The organism is Phenylobacterium sp. FG114 (assembly GCF_057809855.1).
Genome location: NZ_JBMDKU010000002.1, coordinates 298,625 through 317,421, shown reverse-complemented (window position 1 = coordinate 317,421; position 18,797 = coordinate 298,625). Strand labels below are relative to the sequence as shown.

At 69.0% G+C, this 18,797-nt stretch carries 15 protein-coding genes; 12 read left to right on the top strand and 3 right to left on the bottom strand.

What is annotated here, in order from left to right:
- The first annotated feature begins 1 nt into the window (after position 1).
- From ACODSY_RS04575 to ACODSY_RS04565, 3 genes are all read left to right on the top strand, one after another.
- Positions 2 to 1,150, top strand: coding sequence for a thiolase C-terminal domain-containing protein (locus ACODSY_RS04575; RefSeq protein ID WP_488950473.1), 1,149 nt, complete (start codon positions 2 to 4; stop codon positions 1,148 to 1,150).
- 268 nt (positions 1,151 to 1,418) lie between these two features.
- Entirely contained in the window at positions 1,419 to 3,941 is a 2,523-nt protein-coding gene (locus tag ACODSY_RS04570; protein WP_488950472.1) for a TonB-dependent receptor, read from the top strand.
- Between the two features lie 175 nt (positions 3,942 to 4,116).
- Positions 4,117 to 5,544, top strand: a complete 1,428-nt coding sequence (locus tag ACODSY_RS04565) for a CehA/McbA family metallohydrolase (RefSeq protein ID WP_488950471.1) — start codon at positions 4,117 to 4,119, stop codon at positions 5,542 to 5,544.
- On the opposite strand, the gene ACODSY_RS04560 is transcribed toward ACODSY_RS04565, so the two are convergent.
- Positions 5,541 to 8,036 (bottom strand): ATP-binding protein, encoded by a 2,496-nt coding sequence (locus tag ACODSY_RS04560; RefSeq protein ID WP_488950470.1) that lies wholly within the window; start codon positions 8,034 to 8,036, stop codon positions 5,541 to 5,543. The two genes, ACODSY_RS04565 and ACODSY_RS04560, sit on opposite strands and share 4 nt — an antisense overlap.
- Positions 8,037 to 8,114: 78 nt before the next feature.
- Between ACODSY_RS04560 and ACODSY_RS04555 the strand changes: the two genes are divergently transcribed.
- Positions 8,115 to 9,014 (top strand): NAD(P)/FAD-dependent oxidoreductase, encoded by a 900-nt coding sequence (locus tag ACODSY_RS04555; protein WP_488950469.1) that lies wholly within the window; start codon positions 8,115 to 8,117, stop codon positions 9,012 to 9,014.
- A 95-nt stretch (positions 9,015 to 9,109) separates the two neighbouring features.
- A complete protein-coding gene (locus ACODSY_RS04550; RefSeq protein ID WP_488950468.1) occupies positions 9,110 to 10,303 on the top strand; it encodes a Gfo/Idh/MocA family protein in 1,194 nt (397 codons plus the stop codon).
- Here ACODSY_RS04550 and ACODSY_RS04545 read toward each other — a convergent pair.
- Entirely contained in the window at positions 10,262 to 11,014 is a 753-nt protein-coding gene (locus ACODSY_RS04545; RefSeq protein ID WP_488950467.1) for a PIG-L deacetylase family protein, read from the bottom strand. The genes ACODSY_RS04550 and ACODSY_RS04545 overlap by 42 nt on opposite strands.
- Positions 11,014 to 11,439, bottom strand: a complete 426-nt coding sequence (locus ACODSY_RS04540; RefSeq protein WP_488950466.1) for an Lrp/AsnC family transcriptional regulator — start codon at positions 11,437 to 11,439, stop codon at positions 11,014 to 11,016. The genes ACODSY_RS04545 and ACODSY_RS04540 overlap by 1 nt, the downstream gene beginning before the upstream one ends.
- A gap of 119 nt (positions 11,440 to 11,558) precedes the next feature.
- Between ACODSY_RS04540 and ACODSY_RS04535 the strand changes: the two genes are divergently transcribed.
- The 7 genes from ACODSY_RS04535 (at position 11,559) to ACODSY_RS04505 (ending at position 18,795) form a co-directional block, all read left to right on the top strand.
- Positions 11,559 to 12,668: a saccharopine dehydrogenase family protein gene (locus ACODSY_RS04535; RefSeq protein ID WP_488950465.1), complete on the top strand. Its 1,110-nt coding sequence runs from the start codon at positions 11,559 to 11,561 to the stop codon at positions 12,666 to 12,668.
- 3 nt (positions 12,669 to 12,671) lie between these two features.
- Complete coding sequence (gene amaB, locus ACODSY_RS04530; protein WP_488950464.1) at positions 12,672 to 14,195, top strand: L-piperidine-6-carboxylate dehydrogenase; 1,524 nt, start codon at positions 12,672 to 12,674, stop codon at positions 14,193 to 14,195.
- 41 nt (positions 14,196 to 14,236) lie between these two features.
- Complete coding sequence (locus ACODSY_RS04525; RefSeq protein ID WP_488950463.1) at positions 14,237 to 14,524, top strand: Ada metal-binding domain-containing protein; 288 nt, start codon at positions 14,237 to 14,239, stop codon at positions 14,522 to 14,524.
- 38 nt (positions 14,525 to 14,562) lie between these two features.
- Positions 14,563 to 15,594, top strand: a complete 1,032-nt coding sequence (locus tag ACODSY_RS04520) for a hypothetical protein (protein WP_488950462.1) — start codon at positions 14,563 to 14,565, stop codon at positions 15,592 to 15,594.
- Positions 15,595 to 15,606: 12 nt separating this feature from the next.
- Positions 15,607 to 16,383 carry a peptidoglycan recognition protein family protein gene (locus ACODSY_RS04515; protein ID WP_488950461.1) on the top strand — a complete coding sequence of 259 codons (777 nt, stop codon included), beginning with the start codon at positions 15,607 to 15,609 and terminating at the stop codon, positions 16,381 to 16,383.
- A gap of 86 nt (positions 16,384 to 16,469) precedes the next feature.
- On the top strand, positions 16,470 to 17,423 hold the full coding sequence (locus ACODSY_RS04510) for an AAA family ATPase (RefSeq protein ID WP_488950460.1): 954 nt from the start codon (positions 16,470 to 16,472) through the stop codon (positions 17,421 to 17,423).
- 10 nt (positions 17,424 to 17,433) lie between these two features.
- Positions 17,434 to 18,795 (top strand): vWA domain-containing protein, encoded by a 1,362-nt coding sequence (locus ACODSY_RS04505; protein ID WP_488950459.1) that lies wholly within the window; start codon positions 17,434 to 17,436, stop codon positions 18,793 to 18,795.
- Positions 18,796 to 18,797: the final 2 nt, after the last annotated feature.

Here is an 18,797-nt window from a genome sequence, read left to right as displayed (position 1 = left end):
CATGAGCTGGATGCAGAAATCCGTGGCCGTGGTCGGCGCCGCCGAGACCACGAAGATGGGCAAGATCCCGGACGTCTCGGTGATCGGCCTGCACGCAGACGCCGCGCTGAACGCGATGGCCGACGCCGGCCTCAAGCCTTCCGACATCGACGGGGTGGCGACCGCCGGGATCAGCCCGGTCGAGCTCGCCCATTACCTTGGGATCAAGCCGACCTACGCCGACGGGACGTCGGTGGGCGGATGCTCGTTCATGCTGCACGTCCGCCATGCGGCGGCGGCGATCAATGCCGGGCTGGCGACCACCATCCTGATCACCCACGGCGAAAGCGGCCGCTCGCGCGTCGGCGCCGCCGGCTTCGGCCGTTCGCCCTCCAGCCTCATGGGCCAGTTCGAGATGCCCTACGGCCCGGTCGGCCCGCCGACGATGTTCACCGTGCCGGTGCTTCGCTACCTGAAGACCTATGGCCTCACGCCCGAGGACATGGCGCCGGTGGCGACGATCCAGCGCGAATGGGCGGCCAAGAACCCGCGCGCCAGCTACAGGGACCCGATCACCGTCGACGACGTCATGAACGCCGACATGATCGCCTGGCCCTTCACGAAGCTGATGTGCTGCCTGGTCACCGACGGCGGCGGCGCGCTGATCCTGACCTCGGCCGAGCGGGCGAAAGACTTCCCGCAGAAGCCGGTCTACATCCTGGGCGCGGGCGAGAGCGTCGAGACGCCGATGGTGTCGCAGATGTACGACTTCACCTCTTCGACCGCCTTCAAGGTCTCGGGGAAGAAGGCGTTCGAGACGGCCGGCATCACCCACGCCGACGTCGACCACCTGATGATCTACGACGCCTTCGCCCACCTGCCGCTCTACGGGCTGGAGGATCTGGGCTTCGTGAAGCCGGGCGAAGCGGCGGGCTTCATCCGGGAGCGAAATACGGCGCCGGGCGGGAAGCTGCCGCTGAACACCAACGGCGGCGGGCTCTCCTACATGCACTCCGGGATGTACGGCATGTATGCCCTGCAGGAGAGCGTGCGGCAGATGCGCGGGACCGCCGCGGCCCAGGTGCCCGGCGCGAAGATCAGCGTCAGCCACGGCGTTGGCGGCATGTTCGCCGCCTCGGGCACGATCGTTTTCTCGAACGAGGCCCCGTAGCCCCGACGGGTCACATCGACGAACACCCGGGACGCGGTCGCCATCGGCGGCCGCGTTCTGCGTTTCCGCGCGTCCCTCGGGCGGCGAAACCGCTCCGGAAAAGGCTAGCGATTCCTATCCGATTTTGAGCGGCTGGCGCCAAAACCACGACGGATGGATATTTCTATTCCATCCACACAATGGATTGCATATTCCATCAGCATGTCATGTAATCGATAACATAGGAGTCTAAGGGGGCTCCTTTCGATATGCACCCAGGGGGTTCTCGATGAAGTCCATCCTCTTCGCCGCGGCAGCGGCGTCCGCGCTCGCCTGCGCCCTCCCCGCCTTCGCGGCCGACGCCGAAGACGCCAGCACCGTCGAGGAACTGGTCGTCACCGGTCGCGCCGGCTCCGAAGCGCAAAAGAAGATCGAGGCGTCCTACGCCATCACGGTCGTCAACGAAGAGAAGATCCGCATGCAGTCCCCGCCGAGCGTGGCGGAGGTGCTGAAGAACGTCCCGGGCCTCTGGGTCGAAGCCTCGGGCGGCGTCGGCGGCGCCAACATCAGGGCGCGCGGCATCCCGATCGAGGGCTTCGCGGCCATCGCCCTGCAGGAAGACGGCCTGCCCGTGCAGCATGACGGCGGCCTGGGCTTCCTGAACACCGACTTCTCGTTCCGCATGGACGAGACCATCAACCGCGTGGAAGTGGTGCGCGGCGGGCCCTCCTCGATCTTCGCGTCCTACGCGCCGGGCGGCACCATCAACTTCATCACCCGCAAGGCGACGCAGCCCTTCGAAGGCATCGCCAAGGCCGAGATCGGCGATTGGGGCTATTGGCGCGGCGACGCCTGGGTGGGCGGCACGGTCAACGGCTTCCGCCTCGGCCTGGGCGGCTACTACCGCCAGGACGACGGGGTCCGCGACCCCGGCTTCGACGCCAACAAGGGCGGCCAGATCCGCTTCCAGGTCGGCCGCGACTTCGAGAACGGCTCGATCGACTTCAACGTCAAGCACATCGACGACAACACGATCTTCTACCTGCCGGTGCCGCTGACCTTCGATTCGAAGGGCGACACGGCCGAGATCCCGGGCTTCGACGCCAACTATGGGACCATGGCCGGCCCGGAGACCGAGCGCCTGACGTTCCGCACGAACCGCGGCCCCTACGCGTTCGACCAGGGCAAGGGTTCCGACCTGAAGCTGACCCAGTACACGGCCCAGGGCACGCTGGACCTCGCGGGGTGGCAGATCAAGGAAGGCTTCCGCTATCGCACCAGCGACCTGACCCGCTCGGCGCTGTTCCCCAACACGCCCGAAGCGGCCACCACGCGCATCAACCGCGACGTGGCGCGCGGCGCCGCGCTGGGCGTGGTCTCGGGCCGGCTGACCTACGTCAACGGCGGCGGCGCCTTCGACGTGGCCAACCAGAACGGCACTGGCCTGGTGATGGACGCCGCCATGCGGACCCAGGACATCAGCCTGGACGAGATCATAAACGACCTGCGCTTCCAGCGCCGGTTCGAGATGGGCGGCCAGAGCCATGACGTGGCGTTCGGCATCTACTTCGCCCGCGCGAAGGAAAGCTTCTTCCAGGTCGGCTCCCAGGTGCTGCTCGACGTTCGCGAGCAGGCCCGGCTGCTGAACCTGCAGGGCCTGAACGCGTCGGGCGCGGTGGTGGCCGACTTCACCGAGAACGGCTTCTCCCGATACGGCAGCCAGTTCAACAACGCCGAAGGCAAGTCCAACACCTGGGCGCTCTACGCTGCCGATGAATGGTCGATCACCGACAAGCTGCGCGTCGACTTCGGCGCCCGCTGGGAGCGCATCAAGCTCACCGGCCGCAACGAACGCAGCGCCACGATCAACCTGAACCAGACGACCAGCTTCGCCGACGACCAGGCCATCAGCGGCAACGGCATCTTCGATCCGCTGGACCGCAAGTTCGACGACTGGGGCGCCACGGTGGCCGTGAACTACCAGTTCATGCCGGACTTCGGCGCCTACGCCCGCTACACCAAGGGCTTCCGCCTGCCGTCCCTGGGCGACTTCATCACCAACCCGACCCGGACCGACCCTCGCTCGTCCACCAGCGACCTGTACGAGGCCGGTCTGAAGCTGTCGCGGCCCGGCGTCGCGCTCTACCTGACCGGCTTCCTGACCAAGTTCGACAGCCAGGGCTTCGGCGAGACCCGGTTCGACCCGGCGACCAATAGCTTGGTCAGCCGGACCGAGTTCGCGTCGACCGAAACCTACGGCTTCGAACTGGAAGGCACGGTGCGGCCGACCGACTGGTTCGACACCAGCTTCAGCGCCACCCTCCAGGATCCGCACCTGGGCAAGTTCATCTTCAACGAGTCGGTGGCCAAGGTGGGCGGCGCGACGGGGACCTGCCCCTTGCCGAGCGACACGAATGTGCCGGGCGGCAACTGCCTGCGGCCGCGCGACTTCACCGACAACACCATCACGCGGACCCCCAAGGTCAGCCTGCGTGTGACGCCCGGGATCAACCTGCTGGACGGCAAGTTCCGCGCCGAGGTCGACCTGCAGTACTTCGGCAAGCGGTTCTCCGACCTCGCCAACACCCTGACGATCCCGGACTACTACCTGCTGAACGCCCAGGTCCGGTACAATGTGACCGACCAGGTGACGGTCTACGGCTACGCCACCAACCTCACCAACGAGATCGGCCTGACCGAGGGCAACCCCCGCGCCGGCCAGTTCATCTCGGGCGAGGCGGGCTCGCGCTACTACCTGGCCCGTCCCGAGCTGGGCCGGACCTTCAAGGCCGCGGTGCTTTACCGCTGGTGATCTCTTAAACCGCGCCTCCCCCGCCAGTGCCTCGGGTGCTGGTCCCCCTCCGGCCCATGCGGGCGCCTCCCCCGGAGGGGGAAGAGGGAGAGCGGGCTTGCGAAGATGTCGGGTGAGGGGCCGTATCGGCGCCTCACCCCTTTTCATGTGTACGAACCTGCAAGGCGAGAACGCGATGCGACCCCACATCCGTCACCCTTCGGACGCTACCCTTCTCCGCAGGACCTGGGGGCTCGCAGGGGCGGTCCTCGCCGCGATGCTGTGCGTCACGCCCGCCGCCGCCGAGACCCTGACGCTGACCGGCGCCATGACGGGCGCTGACCACCAGACCTACCGCGAGGTTCCGTTCAAGGTTCCGGCCGGGACCACCTCGGTGACGGTCGACTTCGCGTACACCGGCAAGGAGCAGAAGTCGGTCATCGACCTGGGGATCCGCGATCCACAGCGGTTCCGCGGCTGGAGCGGCGGCAACAAGGCGAAGTTCACGATCACCGACACCTGGGCGACGCCGTCCTACCTGCCCGGCCCGCTGCCGGCCGGGGAATGGAAGCTGATCCTGGGCGTGCCCAACCTGCGCAAGGACGGCCGCGCCGACTACACCGCCAGGATCACGCTGAGCCGCGACCCGGTGTTCCACGGCTTCGCGGACGCGCCGCTGAAGTCGGGCCCCGGCTGGTACCGCGGCGACCTGCACATGCACACCCAGCATTCGGACGGCTCGTGCAGTTCGCGCACCGGCAAGCGCATCCCCTGCCCGCTGTTCCGCACGCTGGAGGCGGCCACGGCGCGCGGCCTGGATTTCGTGGCGGTGACCGACCACAACACGCCGGCCCACTTCCAGGACCTGGCCGAGCTGCAGCCCTATTACGACGACCTGCTGCTGATCCCGGGCCGCGAGATCACCACATTCTACGGCCACGCCAACGTCTTCGGCGTCACCGCCCCGCTGGACTTCCAGCTCGGCGGGCCGCGCGCGCCCGACCTCAACAGCATCATCGACCGGGTCGAGGCTGCCAAGGGCCTGATCTCACTCAATCACCCGGCGCTGCCGTCGGGCGAGGCGTGCATGGGCTGCGGCTGGACCGCCAAGACCGACTTCGCCCGCATCCCCGTGATCGAGGCTATCAACGGCGTGAACGCCGAAGGTCCGCTGTCCGGCGTCGCCTACTGGGAGGCGCAACTCAACGCGGGCCACCGGATCACCGCGATCGGCGGCTCCGACAATCACGACGCCGGCCTGCCGCCCGCGCGCGGCGTCGGCACGCCGACCACCGTGGTCTACGCCGACAACCTCAGCCAGGACGCCATCCTGGCCGGCATCCGAGCGGGGCGGGTGTTCGTCGACGTGGCGGGCACGCACGACCGGCTGCTGGAGGTGAAGACCGAAGGCGGGAGACTGTCGGTGCGGGTGGCCAAGGCGGCCGGCGGCAAGCTGGCGTTCGCAGGTCCCGCCTCGGCCGGGCTGGCCGACGACAAGCCCTTGGGCGACGACGACACGCGCAGCTTCGACCTGGCTGGTGGCCGCAAGGGCTGGCTGCGGGTCGACGTGCGCGGTCCGGACGGCAAGCTCTGGCTGCTGGGGAACCCGGTCTGGCTGAACTAAGCCGCCGCCTCGTCGGCGCGCGCTTCGCTCTCGGCCATGGCGTGGATGATGGCCTCGATCAGAGCATCGGCGCGGATCGGCTTGGAGAGGTGCTGGTCGGCGCCGGCGTCCAGGCTGGCCTTCACGTGCTCGTCCAGGGCATTGGCGGTCAGCATGATCACGGGCGTGCGCGGCAGGCCCTGCTCCTGTTCCCAGACGCGGAGCTGGATCGTGGCCGACAGGCCGTCCAGCTCTGGCATCTGCATGTCCATCAGCACCACGTCGAAGCGCGCAGCGTGCAGCGCCTCCAGCGCCAGGCGGCCGTTCTCGACGATGACCGGGTCTATGCCGACAGAGTCCAGCACGAGCTGAACGACCTTCTGGTTGGTAGGGTGGTCCTCGGCCAGCAGGACGCGGGCTCCCGAGATGTCGAAGGCCTCGAACGGATCCTCGGCGACCTCCTCCGCCTCCCCCTCCACGCGCTCCAGCGGAACCTGGGCTGAGAAGGTCGAGCCGCGGCCCAGCTCCGACGCGACGTCGATCGAGCCGTCCATCAGCTCCACCAGGGAGCGGCTGATCGCCAGCCCCAGGCCCGTGCCGCCAAAGCGGCGGCGGATCGACGCGTCGGCCTGTTCGAAGCGGCGGAACAGGCGTTCGCGCACCTCGTCGTCGAAGCCGATCCCGGTGTCGGCCACGGTGAAGCCCACCACGCCACCGGCGGCGTCGACCTCCAGCCGAACCTCGCCGGCTTCCGTGAACTTCACGGCGTTGGACAGCAGGTTCGACAGCACCTGGGTCAGCCGCACGGTGTCGCCGGCGAAGCGGCGGTCGGCCTCGGGCGAGACCGACCAGCGGAAGTCCAGGCCCTTGGCCTCCGCCGAGGCGCGGTGCAGCTCGGCGATCCGGCCGACCAGGGTGGTCATGGCGAACTCGTCGCGCGCCAGCTTGATCTCGCCGGCCTCGATCTTCGAGAAGTCGAGGATGTCGGTAAGCACCCGCTCCAGCAGGCGGCCGGAGGAGACGATCAGCTCGGCCAGCTCCTTGCCTTTGGGCGTGTCCTGCTGGCGCGACAGGGTTTCGGAGACGGCGATCACGCCGTTGAGCGGCGTGCGGAGTTCGTGGCTCATGTTGGCCAGGAAGCGGCTCTTCTCGGCGTTGGCGCGCTCGAGCTGGGCCGTGCGCTCCTGCACGCGGTCCTCCAGCGAGGTCATCGCGGCCTCGGCCTTCTCGCGCTCGGCGCGCAACGAGCGAGCCAGGACGCCGATCTCGTCCATCCTGCGCTCCTCGGCGGCCACGTCCGGACGATGGTCGTCGTTCGCTTCGCAGGACTCCGCGAGCCGCTGCAGCGGCCAGGTGATGGTGCGGCGCGCGAGGAAGACCACCAGGGCCGTCTGCAGCGCCGTGGCGATCGCGCCCAGCACCAGCACCCACGACGCCGACAGCGCCGCCGAGGCCGCGACCTGGGCCTTGGGATAGGTCAGCATCAGATACCAGTCGGGCCCCGCCAGCCGCCCGAAGGCGACGATCTGCTGGCCGTCGGGACTGTCGATGACGCCGCTGCCCTGGCCGGTCTTCGCGATGGAGGCGACCATCTGCTTCAGGCCCAGGCGGCGCTCGTATTCCGCCACGGTCTTCTCGGCGGCCTTGCCCGGCATGGTGTAGCCCGGATAGGCGATCAGCTCGCCCTTGCCGGTCACCAGCAGCGAAGAGGCGCCGGGCAGCGAGGTCTTCACCGCGTTGGCCAGGAAGCCCGAGAGCTCGATCGACGAGCCGAACGAGCCGACGTAGCGACCGTCCACGTAGGCTGGGGTGAGGCAGGCCGTAGCCAGGCGCTCACCCACCTTGTCCTGGATCAGCCGCTGCAGGTTCGTGCAGCGGGTCAACCGCTGGGGGTCGGCCTGCGGCGTCGTCAGATTGGCCATCTCCTCCTTGGAGATGTCCAGGTCGGCCGGCGCGTCGTGGCGGTAGAACATCAGCCTGTCCGGCCGATCGGGGCCGAACAGCACCAGCCGCGTCTGCGGCGGCGAGAAGAAATAGAAGTTGTCGTAATCCTTGCGGGCGGCTTGTCCGAAGTTCGCCACCAGCTCGAAGGCGGCGACCATCGCCTTCTTCTCCCGGGGGGTCATCGCCTCGGCGCGGCCGATGAGCGCGCCCATGCCGTAGATGTAGTCCCCGTCCCGCATCGTCCCGTCGAAGTAGGCGTCGCGGCTGCGGCGGGTGCCGTCGGCGCGCAGCGGGAAATAGACGTCGGCCAGCCGATCGACCTCGGCGGAGGGGAGGCGGTCCATGCGCCGCTCCAGCTCCTCGCCGGCGGCCCGATGCAGGGCGGTAAGGTTCGAGAAGCGGCGCTCGACGTTGCTGGACCGCTCCCGCACATAGTCGGCGAGGAATAGGATCTGGCGGTTCGACAGCTCGCGCTGGAACACCACGAACGCGCCCAAAGCGCCGAGGATGGTCACGATCAGCGACATGATGCCGACGCTGATCAGGAACCGCCGGGAAAGGGATTTCATCGACGTGGAACCTATATCAGCGCTTAGTCTTGAACCTTGTTCATTGAGGTCCAGTAAAGGCAGCAAATTCCGATACCTATGGTGAAGGTGCAGCGACCGGATTGCGTGGTGGTCGGGGGCGGCCCCGCAGGGCTGACGGCGGCGATCTACCTTGCGCGGTTCCGGCGCAACGTCCTCGTCGTGGAATCCGGCGAGAGCCGGGCCGCGTGGATCCCGCGCAGCCACAATCACCCCGGCTTTCCGGAGGGCGTGCGCGGGCCCGTGCTGCTCGACCGGATGCGCCGGCAGGCGGAACGCTACGGCGCCCGCATCGTCACCGGTCGCGTTGAGACCCTCTCCGCGCACGGCGACGAGTTCAGGCTCGAGGGCGAGGCGGGCCCGCTCGTGGCGCGCCGCGTGATCCTGGCGACGGGGGTCCAAGACAACGCGCCGCCGATCCCCGGGTTGGAGGACGGCGTGGCCCGCGGGCTCGTGCGCATCTGCCCGATCTGCGACGGCTACGAGGTCATCGGCCAACGGGTGGGCGTGATCGGCCTCGACGATCATTGCGCGCGGGAGGCGGTGTTCCTGCGGACCTATTCCGACCACGTCGCCTTCATCCACGTGGGATCCGGACCTCTACCCTCGGCGACCGCGCGCGCCCTCGGGGACGCTGGGGTCGAGATCATCGAGAGCGCGCTGCGGCGCGTACGGATCCGCGGGCGCCGGATCACCGCCTTCGACTTCGAGGCGGGCGAACCCAGGACCTTCGACGTGGTGTACTCCGCGCTGGGAGTCACGCCGCGCACACGGCTGGCGGTCCAGGCCGGCGCGAAACTGGATGCCGGCGGACGCCTGGTCGTAAACGACCACCAGGAGACATCCGTGCCGGGCCTCTATGCCGCCGGAGACGTGGTTCGCGGCCTCAACCAGATTTCCACCGCGCAGGGCGAGGGAGCGATCGCGGCGACCGACGTCCACAATCGGCTCGGATCGTGAAGGCGCGGCGCGCGTAGCGCCCTAGCCCGGTCGGGAAAGGGCGCCCCTTCACGGCCGTAGATGACGAGCAGTGTGGGTCGAGGCATCCTCCCCACATGACCACATATCGCATCGGCGTTATCGGCCTTGGCCAGCGCATCGCCCACGTGCTCGCCGCCATGCAGGAGGTGGGTTGGAACCTGGACCTGGTCGGGCATGTGGACCCCGCTCCGGTGGGCGCGCCGATCCTGGAAGCCGCCGGCGTCCGCATGGGTCGCGCCTTCGCGACGCCAGCCGAACTGATGAAGGCCGGTCCTTTCGATCTGCTGATGCTGGGGGCGCCCAACCACCTGCACTTCGAGCACCTGGCCTTCGCCCTGGACCAGGGCGTGCCGATCTTCGCCGAGAAGCCGATCGTGCGAACCGAGGACGAGACCGAGGCGCTGGCGCGGCGACTGGCCGACCAGGGCGCTCCGCCGGTCTATGTGGGCCTGGTGATGCGGTCGCTGCCGATCGTGCGCGAGGTGATCAAGCGGATCGACGGGGAGGAGCTGGGCGAGCTCGTCTCTATCGACGCAACCGAGCATCTGCCGCCCGAGCACGGCGGATACCTAGCCCGCAACTGGCGGCGGAAGCAGGCGTGGGGCGGCTCGTACTTCCTCGACAAGGTGGTGCATGACTTCGACGTTTTCGGCCGTCTGGTGGGCGCGCGGCCGGAACGCGTGGCCAGCTTCGGCGGCCGACGCATCTTCACGCCGGCGCGCGCCGACAAGCCGCGGCTATGGGAGGACGGCTCGGCCGCCTATGCGTTGCGTGACGCCGGCTGGGCTGGGGCCAACGACGCCTTCCAGTCGGACATGGACGTCACGGATCACCAGGTGGCGATGGTGGAGTACGCCAATGACGTGCGCCTGAGCTTCCACGCCAACAGCCACACGGCCCTGACCGAACGGCGCTGGTACCTGGCGGGGACCGAAGGGACGCTGATCGCTGATCTGGTACGCAACAAGCTGATGGTTCGCCGCGCGCTGTTCCGCGGCAAGCCCGAGAAGCTGGAGTACGGCAACGTCACCGCCGACGCCCACAATGGCGCGGACCAAGCGATGGCGCTGGACCTGCTGGCGGCGCTGGAAGGCCGGGCGGCGTTCCCGGTCACGCCCTACGAGTCCATGGAGGCCGGCCTGACGGTCATGGCCATCGACCGGGCGATGGAGGCGCGGCAGGTGATCGAATGCGCGCCGATGTGGGAACGCTACGACGCCGCCAGATCAGGGGTTGGCCAGCAGCGCGTCGCCGACGAGCTCCTGTAGGACCGCAGCCTTCGGATAGGGCGGCTGGCGATACTGGCGGAAGCCCTCCGCGAGTTCGACGCCGAAGTCGCGGCCGACGCGCCGGGTCCAGGCCTCCATGTCGGCGCCCAGGTCAGTGATGCCGTGCTGCTTCAGCACCCAGGCCGCCTGGCTTTGGTGTTTGGCGAGCATGGCGCGCTTGGTCGCGAAGGTCGCCGCCACCGCCACGCCGAAGTCTCGCGGGATACGCTGGCCCTGACGGTCGCGGCCGCCGATGGCGTCGGTGAAGTAGAGGGCCGGGATGCCGCCCAGCGCCGCCGAGCGGCCGGTGCGGTAGTTCGCCACCGGGGCGGCGAAACAGGCGTCGCGGACCAGCACGCTGATCGCCTCGTGGTCGGGATGGTAGTCGGCCGGCGAGCCGGTGATCACCACGTCGGGCCGCGCCTCGCGCACCAGCTCGGTCACCGCGCGCCGCGAGGGGTCGTCGTTGAACACGCCCAGGTCTGGCAGGCCCAGGCAGCGGTACTCCGCCCCGATCAGCGCCGCCGACGCGGCGGCCTCCGCCTGGCGGATGCGACCGGTCTGCTCGGGATCGAACTCCGCCGAGCCGCCCTCGCCCGCCGTGGCGGTGACGATGCGGACGGCGTGACCCGCGCCCGCGAGCAGAGCCAGGGTTCCGCCCATCAAGATCTCGACATCGTCGGGGTGAGCGTGGACGGCCAGGACACGCATCAGCGGTCGAATTTCGTGGAGAGGACGAGCGAGGTGTTCGTTCGCTCGACGCCCTTCACGGCGCCGATCTCGTCGATGACCGCGTCCATTTCGGCGACGCCCGAGGCCTCGACGGTCGCGATCATGTCGAACGGCCCGCTGACCGACTGCAGCCGTCGCACGCCGGGCATGCGCTTGAGGGCCGCCGTGACCGCCGCCGCCTGCTTGGGCTCGACCGTCAGCATGATGAAGGCCTGCACCCGGCCGGCCTCGTAGGCCCCGGCCAGCTTCACGGCATAGCCGGCGATGATCCCCGAGCGCTCCAGCCTCGCCAGGCGGCTCTGCACCGTGGTGCGCGAGAGCCCCAGCGCCCGAGCCAATTCGGCCACGGGAGCGCGCGCGTTGTCGCGCAGCTTTGCGAGGAGATGCTCGTCCAGGTCGTCCATCGGCGTTCCGATCAATCATCTCGGCGTTTCGCCCACAATAGACCCGCATATCGCCGGGACGCCAATTGAATGTGGCCTGGCCGCGCGAGATTCTGGCCGCACGTCGGAGGAGACATCAGATGCGCAAGGTTGCTGTCGTCGGAGCGGGCAAGATCGGGTCCACCGTGGTGGATCTGTTGGTGGGGTCGGGGGCCTACGAGGCCGTCCTGATCGACCAGTCGGCCGAGGCCCTGGCCGAGTTCGCGGGCCGCGCCCACGTGGCCACCGCCGCCATGGCCATCGACGAGTCCGGCGCCCTCACCGCGAAGCTGGCGGGCTGCTTTGCCGTCGTGAACTGCGCGCCGTATCACCTGACCACCGCCGTCGCCCGCGCCGCCAAGGCCGCCGGCGCGCACTACCTGGACCTCACCGAGGACGTCGCCGCCAGCCGGATCGTCCGCGAGCTGGCCAAGGATTCCGAGACCGCCTTCATCCCGCAGTGCGGCCTGGCGCCGGGCTTCATCACCATCGCCGCCTGGGACCTGATCAAGCACTTCGACCAGTTGCACGATGTGCGGCTGCGCGTGGGCGCCCTGCCCCGCTATCCGTCGAACGCACTGAACTACAACCTCACCTGGTCCACCGACGGGGTGATCAACGAGTACTGCGAGCCCTGCGAGGCGATCACCAACGGCAAGCTGCGCGAGACCCCGGCGCTGGAGGAGTGCGAGGAGTTCGCCCTGGACGGCGTCACCTACGAAGCCTTCAACACCTCCGGCGGCCTGGGCACCCTGTGCCACACGCTGGACGGCCAGGTGCGGAACCTAAACTACAAGACCATCCGCTATCCGGGCCACGCGGCGATCATGAAGGCACTGCTGAACGACCTGAACCTGCGCAACCGCCGCGACGTGCTCAAGGACATCCTGGAGAACTCGGTCCCGGCCACCATGCAGGACGTGGTCATCGTCTTCGTCACCGTCTCGGGGATGAAGAAGGGCCACCTGATGCAGGAGACCTACGTCAATAAGGTCTTCTCCCAGGAGATCGGCGGCGAGGTGAAGAGCGCCATCCAGATCACCACCGCCGGCGCGATCTGCGCGGTGCTGGACATGCTGACCGACGGTTCGCTGCCGGCCAAGGGCTTCATCCGGCAGGAGGATATCCCGCTGCATGCCTTCCTCGCGAACCGCTTCGGGCGCTATTACGCGCAGGACGACGTCCTCCCCCTCCGCGCCGCTGCCGAGTAGACCATGACCGTGCAATCCAAGATCACGTCCGCCTCGGCGGAAGCCGCCGCCGTTCTGGGCCGCCTCGGGGTCGCCGAAGCCCTCTGGACCGGCGGCGACCGCCCCGTCCGCTCGCCGGTGACCGGCGAGGTGATGGCCCAGGTGCACGACGCCTCGAAGGCCGAGGTCGACGGCGCCATCGAGGCCGCCCACGGCGCCTTCCTGGCCTGGCGCAATGTGCCCGCCCCGCGGCGCGGCGAGCTGGTCCGGCTGTTCGGCGAAGAACTGCGCTCGGCCGAGGCCGACCTGGGCGCCCTGGTGACCCTGGAAGCCGGCAAGGTGACGTCGGAGTCCCTGGGCGAGGTCCAGGAGATGATCGACATCTGCGACTACGCCGTGGGCCTGTCGCGCCAGCTCTTCGGCCTGACCCTCGCCACCGAGCGGCCGGACCACCGGATGATGGAGACCTGGCATCCGCTGGGCGTGGTGGGCATCATCTCGGCGTTCAACTTCCCCGTGGCCGTCTGGTCGTGGAACTCGGCCCTGGCCTTCGTCTGCGGCGACGCCTGCGTTTGGAAGCCGTCGGAAAAGACCCCGCTGACCGCCCTGGCCGTCCAGGCGCTGTTCGAGCGCGCCTGCGCCAAGTTCGGTGAGGTTCCGGCCGGGCTGTCGTCGGTGGTCATCGGCGGCCGCGACGTGGGCGAAGCCCTGGTCGACCATCCGAAGGTCCCGCTGGTCAGCGCCACCGGCTCCACGGCCATGGGCCGCGCCGTCGGTCCCAAGCTGGCTCAGCGCTTCGCCCGCGCCCTGCTGGAGCTGGGCGGCAACAACGCCGCCATCATCGCGCCGACCGCCGACCTCGACCTGGCCATCCGCGGCGTGGCCTTCGCCGCCATGGGCACCGCCGGCCAGCGCTGCACCACGCTCCGCCGCCTGTTCGTGCACGAGAGCCAGTACGACGCCTTCCTGCCGCGACTGAAGGCGGCCTACGGCTCGGTGAAGGTGGGCGATCCCCGTGAGGCCGGCACGCTGGTCGGCCCGCTGATCGACCAGCAAGGCTTCGACCTGATGCAGAAGGCCCTGGCCGACGCCAAGGCGGCCGGCGGCAAGGTCACCGGCGGCGAGCGCGTCGAGATGGGCGAGGCCTTCTACGCGCGGCCGGCCCTGGTCGAGATGGCGAGCCAGGCGGACGTCGTGAAGCGCGAGACCTTCGCGCCGATCCTCTACGTCATGAAGTACCGCGACCTGGACGAGGCGATCGCCCTGCAGAACGACGTGCCCCAGGGCCTGTCGTCGTCGATCTTCACCAATGACATGCGCGAAGCCGAGCTGTTCATCTCGGCCAAGGGTTCGGACTGCGGCATCGCCAACGTCAACATCGGCCCCTCGGGCGCGGAGATCGGCGGCGCGTTCGGCGGCGAGAAGGAAACCGGCGGCGGTCGCGAGGCCGGCTCCGATTCCTGGAAGGCCTACATGCGCCGAGCCACCAACACCCTGAACTACGGCAAGACCTTGCCGCTGGCCCAGGGCGTCACCTTCGACGTCTGATTTCCGCGAGCAGCCCGGTCGCCGCGGCGCGATGATCGGGCATGTTCCAGCTGATCGGTCCTGATGGGCGGCTCTATGAAAGCGCTACCCCAGGGGCGTTCGGCGGTCACCGCCGACTGAAGGGATACGGTCGGCTGGACTGCCCGAGCGCGCTGCGCTGGATCGCGGCCGGCCACTACGTCCGCCATCGCGTGTTCTTCGCCGACGAGGCCGACGCCATCGCCGCCGGCTACCGTCCCTGCGCCCGCTGCCTGCCGGAACGCTACGCCGTCTGGAAGACGGATCGCGAAGACAAATGCAGAACAAGGTTGCAACCTAAGCTTTTATAGATCAGCGTTACACCAGATTGCCGGGGGAGGGCTCTGTGATGCTGGTCGCCGACATCAAGCTGGGCGCGACGGACTCCGCGGGCGCGACCGTAGAGGCGGTCTACGCCTCGCGGCCGCCCAACTATACAGTCTATCGCACCAAGGACCGGCTAATGATCCACTTCGCCGACGCGCCGGCGAAGGAGGCCGAGCAGCGGACGGCGCTGGCCTGCCTCGGCCCGCTGCGGGGCGAGATCAACGGCCTGATCGATGGCTGGCGCAGCAGCAGCAACCTGCGGGACCGGGCAAAGGCGACCGCACTCGATCGGCGCGGCGCAGACGCCCTGGTCATGGCGCTCGAAGGCCAGCCGGAGGGGGCGATGGCCCTGCTCGAGGCCATCAAGGCGGATGTCTACGACATGCGCGTGTCGCGGGCGCGGTTCCAGTATCTGATGGTGGCTTCAGCCGCGCTGGCGGTGGCGGTGATCCCGATCATCGTCCTCACGTCCGACTGGTACGCGCGGGCGGTCTTCGCGTTCAAGCCGACGACCTATCCGCTCTGGCTCGCCGCGGCCGCCGGGGCATTCGGGGCCTTCTTCTCCGTCGCGACGGGCATCCGCAACCGAACCGTGCTGCCCGACCTGCGGGCCGGGGACAACTCGGCGGACGCGGTGCTGCGCGTGGTCATCGGCGTCATTGCGGCGACCGTGCTGATCTTCCTCCTCCAGTCGGGCGTGGTCGCCACCCCCTCCTTCGGCGGCAAGACCGTGGTGCACGACCCCGCGGGCGGCGCGGCCTATTCCTGGGCCATGGTCGCGGTGGTCGCATTCACCGCCGGCTTCCTCGAACGGCTGGTGCCGGACCTGCTGGCGGACAGCGCCATCGCGACACTCAAGCCCGCCAAGCCCTCTGCCGCAGCTGCCGCGGCGACAGCAGCGACGACAGCAGCGGCGGCCCGCGTGGCGGCAGCCGCCCCCACGCCCTCCGAACCCAGCGAGGACGAGGACAGCTGCGTCGACCGCCACGACGGCGCGGACGACACGCCCGACGAAGAACTCCCCGCCGCCCGCGGCGGCGTAGCCAACGTCTAAGGAGAACCGGCCATGTCCTATTCCCTGACCTGGCTGCCCGACGTGCTGGAAGCCGCGGGCCTGAAGGTCGCCGAACAGCCGGGCTGGCTGGATCGCGGCGTCGGCGACGTCGGCCCCATCAAGGGGGTCATCTGCCACCACACCGGCGGCGGAGCGAAGGGCAACATGCCGAGCCTGGGCGTGATCACCAACGGCCGACCCGGCCTGCGGGGTCCGCTCGCCCAGTTGGGCCTCGGTCGCGACGGCGCCTACTACATCGTCGCCGCCGGCCGGGCTCAGCACGCCGGTGCGGGGCTGTGGGGCGGGGTCAGCACAGGCAACAGCAGCTTCATCGGCATCGAGGCCGAGAACACCGGCCTGACCAGCGACCCTTGGCCGGACGTCCAGATGGACGCCTACCGCCGCGGCGTGGCGGCGATCCTGCGCAAGATCGGCGCGAACGAGAGCATGTGCTGCGGCCACAAGGAATATGCCCTGCCCAAGGGGCGCAAGCCCGATCCCCTGTTCGACATGGACGTCTTCCGGACCGGCGTGAAGGCCCTGCTGGGCGGTGGCGGGCCCGTCACCCCGCTGATTCCGGCGGTCGACAACAAGAAGCGGCCGACGCTGCGGCGCGGCGCGAAGGGCGATCCGGTGGTGGTGCTCCAGAAGAAGCTCAAGCTCAGCGCCGACGGCGTCTTCGGACCGCGCACCGAGGCGGCGGTGCGCGAGTTCCAGCGGTCGGTCGGCGCGGTTCCCGACGGGATCGTGGGTCCCAAGACCTGGAAGGCGCTGGACGCGGCGCCTTAAGCCGCCGCGTCAAACGGGCGTTTGCCTGACCGGCGGCGGCGCGGCACAATCGGGCTTTCATCGTTTCATTTCGAAAGACCGTTGCTTTGACCATTTCCAACCCGGCGGCCGCGGCCAACGCCGCCGACCCGCTGGCCTCCGTCGACGCCCTGATCGAGGGCCTGGGTTCGGTCGGCTACATCGCCTCGCGCCGCATCGCGACCGCGCTCTACATGGCGGTGAAGCTGGAGAAGCCGATCCTGGTCGAGGGCTCGGCCGGCGTCGGCAAGACCGAGCTGGCGCTGTCCACCGCCGCTCTGCTCGGCCTGCCGCTGATCCGGATGCAGTGCTACGAGGGCCTCGACGAGTCCAAGGCGCTGTACGAGTGGAAGTACGGCAAGCAGCTGCTCTACACCCAGATCCTCAAGGACCGGATGGGCGAGACCCTGGCCGACGCGCCGGACATGGACGCCGCCATGGACCGCCTGCACGGCATGGGCGACCTGTTCTTCTCCGAACCCTTCCTCGAGCCGCGCCCGCTGATGAAGGCGTTGCGCGAGGACGACGGCTGCGTGCTGCTGATCGACGAGGTCGACAAGTCGGACGAGGCGTTCGAAGCTTTCCTGCTGGAAGTGCTGTCGGCCTACCAGGTCTCGGTGCCCGAGCTGGGCGTGCTGAAGGCCAAGACCCCGCCGCTGGTGTTCCTGACCTCGAACAACGTCCGCGACCTGGGCGACGCCCTGAAGCGCCGGTGCCTGCACCTGCATATCCCCCTGCCCGAGGCGGCGTTGGAGGAGAAGATCGTCGCCACCCGCGTGCCGGGCATCGAGGCCAAGCTGACCCGCGAGTTGGTGGCCTTCGTCCAGACGCTGCGCACGCTGGACCTGCGCAAGTCGCCCTCGATTTCCGAGACGGTGGACTGGGCCCGCGCGCTGGTCCTGCTGCACGCCGACAGTCTGGCGCCGGAGGTCGTTCGCGACACCCTGAACGTGATCCTCAAGTTCGAGCAGGACATCGGCGCGGTCGAGCCGCAGGTGGTCGAGCTGCTGCATCGCAAGTGAGCGGGCGCTGATGCAGCACACCCTCGAACAGTTCTTCCGCGCGCTGCGGGCCGCCGACGTCAGGGTTTCTCCGGCCGAGGCGATCGACGCATCGCGGGCGGTCGCGGTCACCGGCTATGGCGACCGGGAGCTGTTCCGCGACGCCTTGTGTTCCACGCTGGCGAAGTCCGCGGACGAGGTCGGCCGGTTCGAGACGGTGTTCGAGACCTTCTTCGCCCGCGACGCCCTCTCCATGCCGCCGCCGTCCGCTTCCGAGCAGGGCGAGGCGTCCGACGAGGACATGGCGGCGACGGAGAGCTCGCCGCTGGCCCAGGCTGTGCTGCAGGGCGACGCAGCCCAGATCCAGCAGTCGATGGAGGAGGCCGCCGCCCGCGCTGGCGTCGCCGACATCCGCCTGACCACCCAGCGCTCGCGCCTCACGCGCCGTCTGCTGGAGGAGATGGGGCTGGAGGAGATCGAGCGGATCATCGCCAACGCCCGGCGCCTGCCGAATGGCGAGGGCGAGGGCCTGGCAGACCGGCTGGATCAGGCCCGGCGCGACCTTTTCGCCGAGGCCCAGGCCTATGTCGCGCGGCAGCACGACCTCTACGCCGCGGGCTCGGCGCGTGAGCTTCGCGAGGAGCGGCTGGCGCGCAAGCAGCTCAACGCCGACGGCGGCGTCGACCCGGTCGACTACCAGCTCATGCAGGCGCTGGTGAAGAAAATGGCCAAGCGGCTAGCCGCGAAATACTCCCGCCGCCGCCGCGCCGCGCAGAAGGGCCACCTCGACATCCGCAAGACGCTGCGACGGTCGATGGCCCATGGCGGCGTGCCGTTCAACATCGAGTGGAAGGTCAAGAAGGTCGACCGCCCGTCGATCGTGGCGATCTGCGACGTGAGCAAGTCGGTGGCGGCGGCCGCCCAGTTCCTGCTGACCTTCCTCTATTCGCTGAACGAGGTGGTCGACCGGATGGACGCCTTCGCGTTCTCGGGCCGGATGATCAGCGTCAACGACATCCTGGACGACAACGGGGTCGAAGGCGCGATCCTGAAGGTGCTGCAGGAGATCGGCTTCCAGCAGACCGACTACGGCCGCTCGCTGCAGGATTTCGCCGACCAGCACCTGGACAGCCTGGACCGCCGCACCACGGTGATCTTCCTGGGCGACGGGCGCTCGAACTTCGCCGACCCGCGCCTGGACATCATGCGCCAGATCCACGACCGCAGCCGCGCGGTGATCTGGCTGAACCCCGAACCGGAGAGCTACTGGGGCCAGGGCGACAGCGTGATGAACCGCTACGCCCGCTTCTGCCACGTGGCCAAGCAATGCGGCACGATCGAGCAGCTGGAACGGATCATCGAGGACGTGCTGCGTTCCTACGTGCCCCATTAGGT

Coding starts and splice junctions, on each gene's coding strand:
- ACODSY_RS04575 (WP_488950473.1), top strand. CDS start 2: ATGAGCTGGATGCAGAAATCCGTGGCCGTGGTCGGCGCCGCCGAGACC.
- ACODSY_RS04570 (WP_488950472.1), top strand. CDS start 1,419: ATGAAGTCCATCCTCTTCGCCGCGGCAGCGGCGTCCGCGCTCGCCTGC.
- ACODSY_RS04565 (WP_488950471.1), top strand. CDS start 4,117: ATGCGACCCCACATCCGTCACCCTTCGGACGCTACCCTTCTCCGCAGG.
- ACODSY_RS04560 (WP_488950470.1), bottom strand. CDS start 8,036: ATGAAATCCCTTTCCCGGCGGTTCCTGATCAGCGTCGGCATCATGTCG.
- ACODSY_RS04555 (WP_488950469.1), top strand. CDS start 8,115: ATGGTGAAGGTGCAGCGACCGGATTGCGTGGTGGTCGGGGGCGGCCCC.
- ACODSY_RS04550 (WP_488950468.1), top strand. CDS start 9,110: ATGACCACATATCGCATCGGCGTTATCGGCCTTGGCCAGCGCATCGCC.
- ACODSY_RS04545 (WP_488950467.1), bottom strand. CDS start 11,014: ATGCGTGTCCTGGCCGTCCACGCTCACCCCGACGATGTCGAGATCTTG.
- ACODSY_RS04540 (WP_488950466.1), bottom strand. CDS start 11,439: ATGGACGACCTGGACGAGCATCTCCTCGCAAAGCTGCGCGACAACGCG.
- ACODSY_RS04535 (WP_488950465.1), top strand. CDS start 11,559: ATGCGCAAGGTTGCTGTCGTCGGAGCGGGCAAGATCGGGTCCACCGTG.
- amaB (WP_488950464.1), top strand. CDS start 12,672: ATGACCGTGCAATCCAAGATCACGTCCGCCTCGGCGGAAGCCGCCGCC.
- ACODSY_RS04525 (WP_488950463.1), top strand. CDS start 14,237: ATGTTCCAGCTGATCGGTCCTGATGGGCGGCTCTATGAAAGCGCTACC.
- ACODSY_RS04520 (WP_488950462.1), top strand. CDS start 14,563: ATGCTGGTCGCCGACATCAAGCTGGGCGCGACGGACTCCGCGGGCGCG.
- ACODSY_RS04515 (WP_488950461.1), top strand. CDS start 15,607: ATGTCCTATTCCCTGACCTGGCTGCCCGACGTGCTGGAAGCCGCGGGC.
- ACODSY_RS04505 (WP_488950459.1), top strand. CDS start 17,434: ATGCAGCACACCCTCGAACAGTTCTTCCGCGCGCTGCGGGCCGCCGAC.